The sequence below is a fragment of the Methylobacterium sp. CM6241 genome, assembly GCF_054817845.1.
In genome coordinates this window covers 870713-885589 of the sequence record NZ_CM139246.1, presented here as the reverse complement: position 1 = coordinate 885589, position 14877 = coordinate 870713, and the positions used below count along the sequence as shown (strand labels likewise).

Below are 14877 nucleotides of genomic sequence, written 5' to 3'. Positions count from 1 at the left end.
GATCGTCGCTGCGATCACAGTTCGGCAACGATGGCGGGGCGCATTCGACGATCGGACGGAACGGTCTGATCGATGCCCCCGGCACATTCCCGAACCCGATCGGTAGGCGCTCGATGTCTCTACAAGGCAGCTCTTTCTCAGGCCCGCTCCCCCGCATCGTCGGCTTCAGCGCCAATCTCCAGCGTCCCTCCAAGACGCGGGCGCTCGTCGAAGCGGTGGCCGAGGCGACCGGTGCGCGGCTCCGCGCCGATATCCGCCTGTTCGACGTCGTCGATGCCGGGACCGGCCTCGGCGCGGCCTGGTCGCGCGATCAGCTTTCGCTGCCGGCCCGGCGTATCCTGGAGGCGATCGAGAACGCCGATGCGCTCATCGTCGGGACGCCGGTCTACAAGGGCGCCTATACCGGCCTGTTCAAGCACCTGTTCGACTTCGTCGATCCGGCGGCTCTCGTGGGCAAGCCCGTCGTGCTGTCGGCCACGGGCGGAGGCGCGCGTCACGCCCTCGTCGTCGAGCATTCCCTGCGGCCTCTCTTCGGCTTCTTCAGCGCGCAGGCCGTCCCGACCTCCGTCTATGGCAGCGACGCGGATTTCTCCGACGGAATCCTCGTCGACGAGGGCGTGCGGGGCCGCGTTTCCGATGCTGCGTCCCAGCTCGCCGCGCTGCTCGGCGCACGGGCGAAGCCCTCGGCTTCGTTCGAGGCCGCGCCGGCCGCCGCCTTCGCCGCTCCGAACCGATAGCCCGCTCGGACGACCGGGGGCGCCGGCCGGGCGATGCGCCCGACGGCGCCGAGATCGGCGCCTCCTACAGAGCCTCAGTCAGCAAGGGCTGGACACATGCCACGGAAGACAACCATCGGTTCCGACATCCTCGGCCGCCTGACACCCTGGCTCGTGCCGGTGGCGATCATCGCCGGCTGGCAGGCGGCGGCCTCGACCGGCCTCGTTTCCACCCGCTTCATGCCCGCGCCCTCGGACGTGATCGCCGCGGGCTGGCAGGCGAGCAAGACCGGTGAGCTTTGGGCCAATCTCTGGATCAGCTTCCTGCGGGCGGCCGTCGGCTTCCTCATCGGTGGCAGCATCGGCTTCGCCCTCGGCCTCGCCAACGGCCTGTCGCAGCTCTCCGAGAAGCTCACCGACACGACCCTGCAGATGGTGCGCAACATCCCGCACCTGTCGCTGATCCCCCTGGTCATTCTCTGGTTCGGCATCGACGAGGAGGCCAAGCTCTTCCTTGTGGCCATCGGCGTATTCTTCCCGATCTACGCCAACACCCTGCACGGCATCCGCTCGGTGGATCCGCAACTGGTGGAGATGGGCCGGGTCTACGGCATGTCGCCCACGACCTTGTTCCTTCGGGTGGTCCTGCCCGGTGCGCTGCCTTCGATCTTCGTCGGCCTGCGCTACGCGCTCGGCATCATGTGGCTCACGCTCATCGTCGCCGAGACGATCTCGGCCTCGTCCGGCCTCGGCTACATGGCGATGCAGGCGCGTGAGTTCATGCTGGTGGACGTGGTGGTGCTGGCCATCGTCATCTACGCCCTCCTCGGCAAGATCGCCGACACCCTGACCCGGCTGCTGGAGCGTTCGTTCCTCGCCTGGAATCCAGCCTATCGGAATATCTGAGGGGCATCGACCCGACGTGCCCCTGTTCTTCGATCAACCCTACGGACGACGTCCATGACCGCCTCCACCCTGCTTCGGGCGTCCGACGCCCCTCTCGCGCCGCCCCGCGAGGTGCCCGTCGCTCCCCCGCTCCGCCAGTCCACGCGTCCTGCGGCGACCGCAGGCACAGGGGTCGCCGTCACCCTGCGCGGCTTGGCGAAATCCTTCGACGGTCATCAGGTGATCGAGGGGCTCGACCTGCACATCCCGGCGGGCCAGTTCGTGGCCATCGTCGGCCGTTCGGGCTGCGGCAAAAGCACCTTGCTGCGCCTGATTCTCGGGCTCGAACAGCCGAGCGCGGGGCGGATCGACCTGGAGAACCCAGGTGCGCGCTCGGCTACCAAGCGCATCATGTTCCAGGAGCCGCGCCTGCTGCCCTGGGCCCGGGTCGCCGACAACGTCGCCGTGGGGCTCGGCGGGGCCGGGCGGCGCCAGGAACGGCGCGAGCGGGCCGCTTCCGTGCTGGCCGAGGTCGGCCTCACCGACAAGGCCGGCAACTGGCCGGCGACCCTCTCCGGCGGCCAGCGCCAGCGCGTCGCCCTGGCGCGCGCCCTCGTCAGCCGGCCGGGCCTGCTCGCCCTCGACGAGCCCCTCGGTGCACTGGACGCCCTGACGCGCATCGACATGCAGGACATGATCGAGCGGATCTGGCGCAACCAGGGCTTCACCGCCATCCTCGTCACCCACGACGTCGCCGAGGCGGCAGCCATGGCCGACCGCATCCTCGTGGTGGAGGAGGGCCGCGTCGCCCTCGACCTGACCGTGGACGTGCCCCGCCCGCGCCGGCGCGGCGACCCCGAACTCGCTCGGCTGGAAGGCCGTATCCTCGACCATCTGCTGAAGGACCGTGCCCCGGTCTGATCCCCGGACGCGCGCGATCCCACCGGCACAACACCAGGAGCATCCCATGACCGCAGAGACCGACGTCCTCTGGTTCCTTCCCACCCATGGCGACGGCCGCTACCTCGGCGCGCAGGAAGGCGCCCGCGACGTGTCGCTGGCCTATCTCCGCCAGATCGCGCAGGCCGCGGACGAGCTCGGCTATTACGGCGTGCTGCTGCCCACCGGCCGCTCCTGCGAGGATTCCTGGGTCATCGCCTCGGCTCTCGCGGCGCTGACGAAGCGCCTGCGTTTCCTCGTGGCGGTGCGTCCCGGCCTGCAGGAGCCGTCGATGGCCGCGCGCATGGCCGCGACCCTGGACCGGATCTCGGACGGGCGCCTCCTCATCAACGTCGTCACCGGCGGCGACCCGGTGGAACTGCGCGGCGACGGCGTCTTCCTCGACCATGACGAGCGCTACGTTGTCACCGACGAGTTCCTGCATGTCTGGCGCGGGCTGATGTCCGGCGAGACGGTGAATTACGAAGGCAAGCATCTCAAGGTGGAGGACGGCCGGCTCATCTTCCCGCCGGTCCAGAAACCCTATCCGCCGCTGTATTTCGGCGGCTCCTCGCCGGCCGGCATCGAAGTCGCGGCCGAGCATTGCGAAGTCTACCTGACCTGGGGCGAGCCTCCGGCGGGCGTCGCCGAGAAGATCGCCAAGGCGAAGGAAGCCGCCGACCGCAAGGGCAAGACCTTCTCCTACGGCATCCGCCTCCACGTCATCGTCCGCGAGACCGAGGGCGAAGCCTGGGCCGCGGCCGAGAACCTGATCTCACGCCTCGACGACGAGACCATCGCGCGGGCGCAGGCCACTCTCAAGCGTCAGGATTCCGTGGGCCAGAGCCGGATGATGGCGCTCCATGGCGGCGACCGCACAAAGCTCGAAGTCTCGCCCAACCTCTGGGCCGGCGTCGGCCTCGTGCGCGGCGGCGCCGGCACGGCGCTCGTGGGCTCGGCCGATCAGGTGGCGGACCGGATGAAGGAGTATATCGACCTCGGGATCGATCGCTTCATCCTCTCCGGCTACCCGCATCTGGAGGAGGCCTACCGCTTTGCCGAACTCGTCTTTCCGAAGCTGCCGCTCCGCGCCACCACCGGCGTTCCCCCGAGCAACGCCCGCAACAACGGCCCGTTCGGTGAAGTCATCGCCAACGACATCGTGCCCAGCCGCCGCATCGCGGCGCATTGAGGGAGAGCATCGCCTCTCCCCGCTCGCGGGGACAGGGCTGCGACTACCCCGTCGTCGGCGCGGCGAGGCGGCAGCCGATGGTGAGGGGCTGACGCCGAAGGAGGTTCTTCCGGTGAGTCCCCCCTCACCGTCGTTCCGGCTTCGCCTCCACTCACCGGATGACCGACAAGGTGCATCCGGTCCTTTCCTCGCACGCGGAGAGAGGTGGGGCTCTCACCGGACATCTGTTCCAGAAGCTGTACGAGGACATTCCATGCCCCGTTCCACTGCGCGCACCCTCTCCCCGCCCAGGCCGACGACCCTCGCCCTCCTCACCGCCCTGGCGTTCCTCATCCTCGGTACGCTGCTGGCGCGCGCGGAGGACAAGGTCATCCGCGTCGGCTACCAGAAATACGGGACGTTGGTCCTGCTCAAGGGCAAGGGCCTGCTGGAAAAGAAGCTGGCGCCGCTCGGCTACCGGGTGAGCTGGGCCGAGTTTCCCTCGGGGCCGCCGCTGCTGGAGGCGCTGAATGCCGGGGCCATCGATCTCGGCTCGGCCGGGGAGGCGCCGCCGATCTTCGGGCAGGCCAACAACCCGGATTTCCTCTACGTCGCCCACGAGCCGGCGGCACCGCTCGGCGAGGCGATCCTCGTCGCCAAGGACAGCCCGATCAAGACCGTCGCCGATCTGCGCGGCAAGAAGATCGCCCTGAACAAGGGCTCGAACGTCCATTACTTCCTGGTCGAGGCCTTGGCGAAGGCCGGCGTGCCCTACGAGGCGGTGACGCCGGTCTTCCTGGCGCCCGGCGACGCGGTCGCGGCCTTCTCGCGCGGCGCCGTCGATGCCTGGGTGATCTGGGACCCCTTTCTCGCCTCGGGCGAGCGGGCCACCGGCGCGCGGACTCTCGTCAACGGCACCGACATCGTGCCGAACCGGCAGTTCTACCTGTCGACCCGCCCATTCTCCGACGCCAACAAGGAGGCGCTCGATACCACCCTCGCGGCGATCGGCGAGATCAACGCCTGGGCCAAGGACAATACCGACGCGGTGGCAGGCGAACTGGCCCCCGCCATCGGCATCCCGGCGCCGATCCTCACGATCGCCCTCAAGCGGCTGACCTACGGCGTGACCCCGCTGGACGCGGCCGTGATCGCCGACCAGCAGAAGGTGGCCGACACGTTCCACCGCCTCGGCCTGCTGCCCAAGCCCATCACGGTCTCCGACGCCGTGCGGAAATCCGGGAGCTGATGGGGCTCTACCGCCCGGCCGGCGCCGACATGAGCCGGCGCAGGACGAGGTGGGTCGTCCCGCACAGGACGAGGGGGATGACGACGAGAAGGCTCGCGAACCAGGCCCAGGCCGGCATCATCGTCTGGGCGACGGCGTCGCTCATGCCCCAGACGTAGTTGATGTTGACGGGGTCCAGCCCGGCATCGGGGCGCGGACCGGGCATCAGGAAGAAGCACACGAACAGCACCGCGACTGCGAGGCCGGACCATGCCGCCCAGGCACGCCGGTCATAGCCGAGGCGCCAGACTAGGTAGACGAGCAGGAACGGCAGCCAGCCGTGGAACAGCGAGAGCCCGCGCAGGAACAGCGGGTTCCCGGCCTTGACCATGTAGGCGGTCATGCCGGTGAGCGACACGCCGCCGAGTTCGGCGAGAAAATCTACCACCCAGAGCAACTGGGGTGCCAGGATGCCCACCGTCGGCATGGAGACCAGGAGCGGGCTCTCCCGCCAGATCCCCACCAGGGTGAGCAGCAGGGCGACGTCGCAGAAATAGAGGAAGTTGGTCGGCCCGTACCAACTCCAGTAGACGGGCACGAGCACCGCCATGAAGGCCGTATAGGCGAGCTTGAGGGCTAGCGGCAGGCGTTGTGCGCTCGCCGGTTCGAGAGAGGCGGCGGCGTCGGCCAGGGTCGCTTCCGCGACCGCGAGGGGATCGGTCGCTGGGACCATGCTACCGCTCATGTCCGATCCTCATTCATGTCCGCCGCCCCTTCGTCCGTCGAATCGATCGGCCGCTTCAAAGCTTGGCCCAGGCGGAGGACACACGAATTCGCGAGCCTCCGGCGTGACGCGTCGCACGCGAGGGGCGTCATTGCTGGGGGCCGGCTTCGCATGCGAGCCGCGATGAGCCTTCACGGCGGTCAGGCCGCGGCGCGGTCGCGTCCCGACGCCTTGGCCTCGTAGAGGGCCTCGTCGGCCCGCGCGATCGCCCGGATGAGCGACGTTTCCCCCGCCGCGACCATGCTCACCCCCATGCTGGCGGTCCAAGTCGGCAGGTCCGGCAGCGCCCGGAAGGCACGTCGTAGATCGTCCGCGAAGGCGAGGGCGGTCTCGCGGGCGGTGTCGGCGAGAACGACGATGAACTCGTCGCCACCCAGGCGCACGAAAAGGTCCCGGCCCGAAAGGCGGCGCATGGTGCAGGTGGCCAGGGCGACCAGCACCGCGTCGCCCGCCGCATGGCCGTAACGGTCGTTGATGGACTTGAAGTGATCGACATCGATGGCGATCACCGCCGTGTCCAGGGCGACGATAGCCGGCGAATCCGCCGTGAGGCCGGCGCGATTGAGAGCGCCCGTCAACGTATCATGCAGGGCGAGACGGCGAAGAACTGCTTGCGCCCGTTCGCCCGGCATCGAGATGAGGCCGAGATTGAGGATAGGGAGCAGGATCTGGTCCGCCAGCAGTGGCACCAGGGCCACGGCATAGGGGATCTCACTGTGGTTCGTCAGGATGACGAGCGTGAGCAGATAGGCGGGGATGTATCCGAGGAGCGCCAGTCCGGCGATGCGGCGCCCTCCCATGACGTCGCCGCGCCGGCCGCTCACGAGAACCGAGCCGATCGCCAGCATGACGACCGCCAAGCCCAGGATGCCACCCATTTGCGCGGCCGTCCGGTCCAGCAGAAGGGCGGGGCCGAGATATCCGAGGCCGGGCACCAGGATCAGGGGAATCGCCCAGGGGCGACGCTTTGGCAGACCGTCGAACCGGTCCACACCGGTGAGGACCAGGAGAGAGGAAGCGCCGAGCAGCGCGTGCAGGACCGCGATCGCAACCGGATGATCGCCCACCACTCCGAAGCCGATCATGATCGCCGCGTAGAGTCCGGAACTTGCCGCCCAGTCGAGCAGGAAAGATTGTCCGGTCCGGTTGCGCCACAACGTCAGATAGACCGTCATGAAAGCAACGCTTATCAGCGTGCTGCATAGACTAAGGGTCGGCACGTCGGGAATCGGAAACATGAAGGCGACTTCGTAGCGGCACGGACCGAAACTGTCTTAACGGCAAAGCCTTAAGAGCGCATCACCGAAGGATCCGGTCCAGCTGAATCCTGGCGATAACTGTCGCGAGGTTGGTGTGATGTGATAAATACCGGCGCTCTGCTCGTGGCGATTGGGCGAGGATAATCCATCGCCGGTGCACTAAGTCGTCGCGAAGTATCGTTGCTCGTCGAGCGCGTGTAAGCCTTTCGCGCGACTTTCAAGGTTGCACCACGACCTGCCGGGTCGGCGGTCACTCCAGCCTCACAACAACGCTGTCGCTGGCACCCGACGCGTCCATCACCGAGATCCTGGCGAAGCCCGCGCCGTCCGGTGACCATTCCGATTGGCGCCGGGCGCTCTCGGCGACGGGCAGGCTGTTGACCATCCAGGTGAGGGGCAGCACCCCGCCGAGCGCCTTCAGGGCGAGGCTCGGCGCAGGGCCGGGTTCGGCGAGGCCGAGATCGATGCGGGCGCCATTCGGCGGGTAGGCGATCTTGAGGGCCGAGCCCAGGGCCGCCGACAGGGTCTTGGGCACGTCCTTGCGGATGTGGCGCAGGGGCGGCGGCAGGCCGGCGGTGGTAGTCACCAGGGCGTCGCGCGGCATCGGCACGGAATCGGGCTCGCCGCCGAAGCGCGAGAACGCGTCGAACAGGATCGGCGCGGCCACCGCCCGACCGACGAGACCCGGCACGGCGTTGCCGTCCGCCCGCCCGACCCAGACCGCGATGGTGACGCGCCGGTCGAACCCCACCGCCAAAGCATCGCGATAGCCGTAGGATGTGCCGGTCTTGAACGCGATCCGGTTGGGTAGCGCGTTCTCCGGCGGCGGCGCACCGCGCAGGGTATCGGCGACGTACCAGGCCGCCACCGGTTCGGTGACGCGCAGCTCCGGCGGGGGCGATGCGGCCGGCCCGTCGAGGCGGCGGATCAGGTCGGGCACCGAGCCTCCACGGGCGAGGCCGGAGAACAGCCGCGCGAGGTCGGTGAGGGTGATGCCGAGGCCGCCCAGAGCCACCGGCAGGCCGGGTGCCGTGTCGCGCGGCAGGTCGATCCGCGCTCCCGCGCCGCGCAGGCGGGCGACGAAGCGGGCGGCGCCCACCGCCTCCAGCAGGTCCACCGCCGGCACGTTCAGGGAGAGCTGGAGCGCGCGCCGCGCCGTGACGGTGCCCTGGTAGCTGAGGTCGAAATTCTCCGGCGCGTAGGAGCCGGCAAAGCGCACCGGCCGGTCGTCGAGAAGGGTCTCGGGATGGGCGATGCCGTTCTCGAAGGCCAGCGCGTAGATGAACGGCTTCAGGGCCGAGCCGGGCGAGCGGATCGCCCCCGTCATGTCGATGGCACCGGAGCGGCTGGCGTCGAGATAGCCGGCGCTCCCTACCTGCGCGATCACCGCGCCGGTGCGGTTATCGATGGCGAGGATCGCCGCCGAGATGCCCGGCCCGATGGCCGCGGCGCGCTCGGCGGCCAGCCGTTCGAGGCTCGCCTGCAGCCGCCCGTCGAGGGAGAGGCGCTGGACCCGCGCGGCGGGATCGGCGGCCACGGCCGCTTCTGCCGCATGGGCCGCCAGCATCGGGAAGGGCTTTCGCTGGTCCGGCACCGGTTCTGCCTTGGCGGCCTTCGCCTCGGCGGGCGTGATGATTCCGCGCGCGGCGGCGATGTCGAGCACCCTGTCGCGCGCCTGCCGGGCGCGGGCGGGAAAACGATCCGGCCGGCGCGCCTCGGGCGCCTGCGGCAGGCCGACGAGCAGGGCGGATTCGGCGAAGGAGAGCCGGGCGGGCTCGCGCCCGAAATAGGCGAAGCTCGCCGCCCGCAAGCCCTCCACCGGGCCGCCATAGGGGGCGAGCGCGAGATAGAGGTCGAGCACGCCGTCCTTCCCCAACCGGCGTTCCAGCTGGACCGCCCGCACCATCTGCCGAAGCTTGGCGCTGAGCGAGCGCTCGGGGCGCGGCTCCACGAGGCGAGCCACCTGCATCGACAGGGTGGAGCCCCCGGAAACGATTCTGCCGTGGCGGAGCCATTGCCAGGCGGCGCGCAGGGTCGCTGCGGGGTCGATGCCGGGATGGTCGGCAAAGCGCCGGTCTTCGTAGGCCTTCAGCATGGCGAGCATGCGCGGATCGACATCCGCCCCCGTCACCGGCAACCGCCAGCGCCCGTCGGCGGTGGCGAAGGGGCGCAAGAGATGGCGGTCCCGGTCGAGGATGACGGTTGATCGGAGGCTCGCCTGGGTCAGGTCGAGGGGCGGGAGGGTCGCGACGAAGCGCCAGAGGGCGAGGGCGGGGAGGAGGATGAGGAGGGCGATCACGCCGCCGGAAACCCTCCCCCCCTTGCGGGGGAGGGTGCCTGCGGAGCAGGCGGGAGAGGGGGCGACCTCTCCGGACGTGGCGCTCCCCTCTCCCGACCCACCTCGTGGGCCACCCTCCCCCGCAAAGGGGGGAGGGGAGGGGATGTCGCGTTCCATGAGCCTACTTCGCGCTCACCTCGACCGAACCGAAGGCGGTGCGGCCGAAGCGTTCGGGGCGGTACATGTCCTCGATGGTGGCGCCGGGATGGACATAGGTGCCGGGTGAGACCGCCCGCACGGTGTAGGCCACGGTGAAGAAGGCGGATTGCTCGGGGCTGCGCTCGTAGGCCGCCACGAAACGATCGTCTCGGAACTCGGTGCTCACCGGCTGCACGTCCGACTTGGCGAAAGCGAGCCCCGCCAGGGCATCGGAATCGAGGAGCTTCGGATTGTCGATCTCCAGCCCGGCGGGCAGGCGGTCCACCAGCAGGAGGCGGCCGGCGCTGGCCTTGGCCTCGGCCACCTTAAGCACCACCACGAGGCGGTCGTTCTGGCGAACTCCTTGCGTGAGATCCACCACCGTGCCGTCGAGGCGATGATAGGTTCGCTCGATGGAGTAACCCCGTGATTCCGCCGGCTCCGGCGCGATGGGATTGCCCGACACGCTCACCACCGTCTGGGCGGCGCCCGTCCCGTCATTGGTGATGGTGACGGGCCTCGCGTCGAGGGCGGGGGCGCGGTAGAGCCGCGAGACCGGGCCCGATTGCCGCGTGCCGTCGACGCTGAAGCTCAACGCTTCCGCGTCCTTGGCGAGCCCCTCGGCGGCAAGCACCATCCAGGCATTCTCCTGGGTGCTGGTGAGGCGTCCGCTGGCCCGCTCCTGGGTGATGACCTGACCCAACGGCCGGATCGTCTCGCGGGCGAGGCCCGTCTCGGCGGCGAGAGCGAGAAGGCCGGCCCCGTCGCGCAGGCGCGAGCCGTAATCGGCGCGATAGGTCGAGGTGTCGCGCGCGGATCCGAGCGCGGTCACCGCCGACTCGAACGCCTTGGCCGCGCGGCCCCGGTCGCCGAGGAGGGCGAGGGCGGCTGCGATCTGGCCGCGTCCGAGAGGGGTCGCGAACTCACCGAGCTTGGTGTCGGCGAGGTAGCGCAAGTCGCCCATCACCGGGCGCCCGTTCCGGGCCAGCACGTAGGCGGCGTAGGCGATGTCCATGCCGCCGTCACGCACCTCCGTGGTGTTGGCTACGGTGTTGCGCAGGCGGTCCAGGGCGTTGGCGAAGGCGGTCTGCGGCACCGCGAATCCGCGTTCACGGGCGCGGGTCAGGAAGTCGGTGACGTAGGCGTTGAGCCAGACGTCGCTCGACCCCCCGACGCTCCACAGGCCGAAATCGCCCGAAGCGTCCTGGCGCGAGAGCACGCGGTCGATGGCCTCGCGCACCCGCTCGTCCACTTTGTCGTCGATGCCGAGCCTGTCGAGGGAGGCGAGCTTGTTGACGTAGAGGAGCGGCATCGCCCGGCTCACCGTCTGTTCCGAGCAGCCATAGGGATAGCGGTCCAGTGCCTGGAGCAGGGCGGGCACGTCGAGGGCGGCGAGCGAGGAGGCCGTCACCGAGACCGAGCCGGTGCCGGGGAGGATGTCGGCGAGGAGGTCGCCCGTCACCTGCATGGTGGCGCCGGGTTCGAGGGAACTCACCGAGCGGCGGACCAGGGCTCCGGTCCCGGGGCCGATATTCAGCGAGAAGCTCTGGCCGACGGTGCCGGTAATTCCGGGGCCGGAGAGGTTCACGTCGAGCCGCGACAGGCCGGGGCCGGAGGCGGTGATCGGGATCACCAGGGAGCCCTTGGCGCCGGCCTCCAGCTTCATGGTGCTGTGGACCGCGCCGGCCGAGACCAGGACCGGGCCGGTGAGGTCGAGATCCACGGTATAATCGCCGGCCTGTCCCTCGACATTGTCGATGGCAATGAAGAAGCGCGAGCGGTCGCCGACATTGAGGAAGCGCGGCAGGGTGCCGGTGAGCACGACGGGATCTCGGATGATCACGTCGGCCTGCGCGGAGCCGACCTTCGCTCTGCTCCAGGCGGTCACCATCACCCGGCCGGTGCCGTTGAAGGCGGGCAGGGGAAAGTCGACGCTGGCCCGGCCATCGGGGCCGACGCGGACCACACCGGAATAGAGCGCCAGCGGCGCCTGGGTCGGCGGAGAATCAGATAGTTCCGCCGCGCCGCCGTCACCGCCCGAGCGGATCGCGCCGAGCGTGCCCTGCATGCCGTCGATTAGGTATCCGTAGAGGTCTCGGATCTCCGGTCCCAGCGCCTTCTGGCCGAAGAAATAGCCGAAGGGATTGGGCGATTCGTAGCGGGTGAGGTTGAGGATGCCGACATCGACCAGGGCCACGCTGATCCGTGCTTCCTCGCCGGAGGAGAGACCGGCGAGCTGGATCGGCAGGGTCAGGGTTTCGCGGGGCCGCGTGGTCACAGGCGCCCCTACGGTCACGGCGAGGCTGCGCTTGTCGGTATCCACCGAGAACCAGGCGAGGCCCAGTGCCCGGCCCGGCAGGCGCTTGGCCGCCTGGTCGAGCGGACGGTAGGCGGTGGCGACGAGATAGGCGCCCGACCCCCATTCCGCCTTCACGGGAATATCCACGGTGGTCCCGCTGTCCGACACCGTGACGTCGAGGATGTCGTGGACCTTGTCGCTCACCACGGCGAGGGTGGCCGTGCCCCTGAAGCGCGGCTGGAGGCGCGCCCGCAGGGTCTCACCGGCGGCATAGCTCGGCTTGTCGAGCTTGAGGTCGAGGAGATCGGGCACGTCCGCGGTCTCGGATCCGCCCCAGCCCACGGTGAAGGTGACGCTGACTGTGGCCTCGGGCCGGCCGGCGACCAGGGCTTCGAGGCGGTAGGTACCGAAGCTGACCGTGGAACTGACCCGGCCCGGCGCATCGGCGGCGAGGTCGAGCCGTCCATCGGCGATGCGCCGCGTCGAGGTGACCGGCTCGAACGACCAGCGCCCGCCTTCGCGGTACCATTGGTAGTTCCGGTCGACCTTCGACAGGGTCCAGGCGACGCCGTTCTGTGGGATCTTCCGTCCTTCGGGACTCGCCATGACCACGTCGAACGTGGCGACACCGCCTTCCGCGAGGTCGCCAGAAAAATTCTTGCGGATGGCGAGGACGGGGCCGGAAGGCAGGATCGGCAAGGTGAGGCTGCGGCTCAGCGCCCGCCCGCCCGGCTCGCCGACCTGCAGCGTGATCTTCGCCTCGGTGGGGCGCGGAGCGCTGAGCGCCTGGACCGGCACCGTCACGGTCGCCGATCCCTTGGCGTCGGTGGTGGCCTTGGCCTCGATCTCGGCCGAGGTCGCCTCTACCTTCTCGTCGTCGAGGCCGATGGAGAACCCGTCGAGCCCCTTGATCCCGCTCGTCGCGGCGGCCTGGACCAGGACCGTACCCGACACGTCGAGGCCCGAGCCCGGCGCGCCGTAGAGGTAGCGCGCGGCGACGTCGATGGTCGCGGCCTCGCCCTTCGTCAGGGTCGGGCTCCTCGGGGTGAGGGTGACCTCCAGGCGCTCGGGTACGTAATCCTCGACGAGGAACGTGGCCTCGCCGACAGGTGGCGCCTTCGCATCGGTATAGGCGGCGATCCGCCAGGTGCCGTGCATCGCTCCCGGCATCAGGGCGAGGGGCAGGGCGCGGCCGCCGAGGCCGGCATCTGCGACCTGGACGCGGCGATACTCGACCCCGTCTGGACGCTTCACCACCAGGGTGAGGGGAAGGTTCGGCACGGCGATGCCGGCGGCGTCACGCAGCAAGGCCGTGACCTGCACGGTCTCGCCGGAGCGATAGACACCGCGCTCGGGGAAGACATAGGCCTCCACCGCACCCGGCTGCGGACGGCCCTTCACGCCCCGGTCGGTGAGATCGAAGGCGCTCTGAGAGAAGTCGAGGAAGCCGTAATCGTCGCCGAGCTGGGCGACGACGAGGCCGGGCGCGATCCCGCCCTCGCCCCGCGCGAGGCCCGGATCGAAGGCGACGTGGCCCTGGCCGTCGGTCTTCTTCGTCGCCAGCACCTCGTTGTTGCGGGCCACCAGACGGATTTCGGCGCCGGGAACCGTCTTCGCGTTGGCAAGCGAGCGGGCGAAGACGTGGATGCCGTCGCGGCCCTTGAACGCGGTGAGGCCGAGATCCGAGACGACGAACCATTGCGTGGCCTGGGCCTCGTAGCCGCCATCCTCGTCCGTCGAGGCGGCGACGCCGCTGGCCTGGGCCAGCATGATGTAGATGCCGGGCTCCAGCTTGCCGACCGCCTGCAGCACCGGAAAGGCGGTGATGGCCTCGTGGTTCAGTTCGGCCTTGGCCGTGTCGAGGGTACCCTTCCAGACGCGCATGCCCTTCTGATCGGCGATGGTCTTCGCGGTCATGCCGCTGAGCTGACCGAGGAACTCCTCCGAGCGCAGGGACGGCAGCAGGCCACGGTCGCCAACGCGCAGCACCTCCACGTCGATCTTCGGCGCGTTGACCGAGACCAGCGGCACGCCGGCCTGTCCGGTGCGCGGCAGGACGTAGTTGCGCCCGGTGAAACGTACCTGGGGCGAACGGTCCCGCACGTAGACTTCGTAATCGGCCGATTTCAGCAGAGCCTCGCCCACGGAGGACGGGATGCCCGAGCGCAGCACGAAGGCGTAGCGCTCGCCATGCTTCAGCCCGTCCACGCAGATCTGCTGCCCGCTGCCGGTGACGGCGGCGTTGGCGGCGCCCGAGACGGCGACGAAGGGCGTGAAATCGGTCTTCGGGGCTAGGCTTTCGGAGAACTGGAAGCAGACGCGCGGGGCGGCGGCGTCGGAATCAACCTTGTAGTCGAGGATGCGGAAGCCGTGCTCAGCGCGCAGACCCTCATAGGTTTCGCGCACCGTGGCATCGTCGGCGAGCGCGAGGCTGGCGCGGTAGGCCTCGAGCGAGGGCCGCCATTCGGATTCATCGGCATAGACCTCGCCCAGCGTCGCCAGGGCCTCGGCCTCGGCGGTGGCACCGCGTGCCTTCAAGTAAGCCTGATAGGCGGCTGCCCGAGCCTGGCCGCGGAGGCGCTGGCGGAAGGAGTAGTCCCCGGTCTGGTCGTCATTGCCCACCGTGCTCGCAGCGCGGGCATAGGCGATCCAGTTCTGCGGGTCGCCCGCATCGGCGGCAATGGCCCCGGCGAGGGGCTTGAGGGCATCGGCCGGCTTCTCGGCCTCCACCAGGGCCTCACCCTCGGCGCGCAGCTTGGCCGCCGGTTTGGCGGGACCGGGGGCGGCCTCCGACCGCAACGTCGCCTCGAGACGGAATCCGTCACTGGCCAGCGCGTCACGCTGAAAAGCCTTGGGTAATGGCGCTGGTTTCGGGGGTGCGATCCGCGCCACCGGACGGTCGGGCGCCTGGGCGAGAGCCGGCATCGCGACCAGACCGCCGAGCGCCAGAGTACTGGCGAGAACGCTTCTGGCAAAGACGGTTATGGAAAAATGGGCGGTCGCGCGCCCGAGCCTGGTTGATCCCGACATCGCCCACCTCGTCTTCGGCGGCATCCGATCCCCCCTCGGTGCCGCGCCGGACCCTAGCACCTCGCGCGCGCGCCGCAATGACGCGCTCGC

The 14877-nt window shown here is 69.6% G+C and carries 9 protein-coding genes; 5 read left to right on the top strand and 4 right to left on the bottom strand.

All coding sequences use genetic code 11. The features are described 5' to 3' along the window. Positions 1 to 113 precede the first annotated feature (113 nt). From msuE to ACYQR9_RS04045, 5 genes are all read left to right on the top strand, one after another. Positions 114 to 737 (top strand): FMN reductase, encoded by a 624-nt coding sequence (gene msuE, locus ACYQR9_RS04065; protein ID WP_461228791.1) that lies wholly within the window; start codon positions 114 to 116, stop codon positions 735 to 737. Positions 738 to 833: 96 nt separating this feature from the next. Further along, positions 834 to 1622, top strand: a complete 789-nt coding sequence (gene ssuC / locus ACYQR9_RS04060) for an aliphatic sulfonate ABC transporter permease SsuC (protein WP_056422707.1) — start codon at positions 834 to 836, stop codon at positions 1620 to 1622. A gap of 54 nt (positions 1623 to 1676) precedes the next feature. Continuing rightward, positions 1677 to 2522 carry an ATP-binding cassette domain-containing protein gene (locus ACYQR9_RS04055; protein ID WP_461221837.1) on the top strand — a complete coding sequence of 282 codons (846 nt, stop codon included), beginning with the start codon at positions 1677 to 1679 and terminating at the stop codon, positions 2520 to 2522. Positions 2523 to 2568: 46 nt separating this feature from the next. After that, complete coding sequence (ssuD, locus tag ACYQR9_RS04050; protein WP_056422701.1) at positions 2569 to 3732, top strand: FMNH2-dependent alkanesulfonate monooxygenase; 1164 nt, start codon at positions 2569 to 2571, stop codon at positions 3730 to 3732. 253 nt (positions 3733 to 3985) lie between these two features. Then, on the top strand, positions 3986 to 4960 hold the full coding sequence (locus ACYQR9_RS04045) for a sulfonate ABC transporter substrate-binding protein (protein ID WP_461228790.1): 975 nt from the start codon (positions 3986 to 3988) through the stop codon (positions 4958 to 4960). 7 nt (positions 4961 to 4967) lie between these two features. Here the strand turns inward: ACYQR9_RS04045 and ACYQR9_RS04040 are convergent, their stop codons facing one another. From ACYQR9_RS04040 to ACYQR9_RS04025, 4 genes are all read right to left on the bottom strand, one after another. Further along, on the bottom strand, positions 4968 to 5684 hold the full coding sequence (locus ACYQR9_RS04040; RefSeq protein ID WP_461228789.1) for a hypothetical protein: 717 nt from the start codon (positions 5682 to 5684) through the stop codon (positions 4968 to 4970). Between the two features lie 179 nt (positions 5685 to 5863). Continuing rightward, the gene (locus ACYQR9_RS04035) at positions 5864 to 6898 is read right to left on the bottom strand and encodes a GGDEF domain-containing protein (RefSeq protein ID WP_461228788.1); all 1035 of its coding nucleotides are present in this window, start codon (positions 6896 to 6898) and stop codon (positions 5864 to 5866) included. A 334-nt stretch (positions 6899 to 7232) separates the two neighbouring features. Then, positions 7233 to 9437, bottom strand: a complete 2205-nt coding sequence (pbpC, locus tag ACYQR9_RS04030) for a penicillin-binding protein 1C (protein ID WP_461228787.1) — start codon at positions 9435 to 9437, stop codon at positions 7233 to 7235. Positions 9438 to 9441: 4 nt separating this feature from the next. After that, positions 9442 to 14682 carry an alpha-2-macroglobulin family protein gene (locus ACYQR9_RS04025; protein WP_461229730.1) on the bottom strand — a complete coding sequence of 1747 codons (5241 nt, stop codon included), beginning with the start codon at positions 14680 to 14682 and terminating at the stop codon, positions 9442 to 9444. Positions 14683 to 14877: the final 195 nt, after the last annotated feature.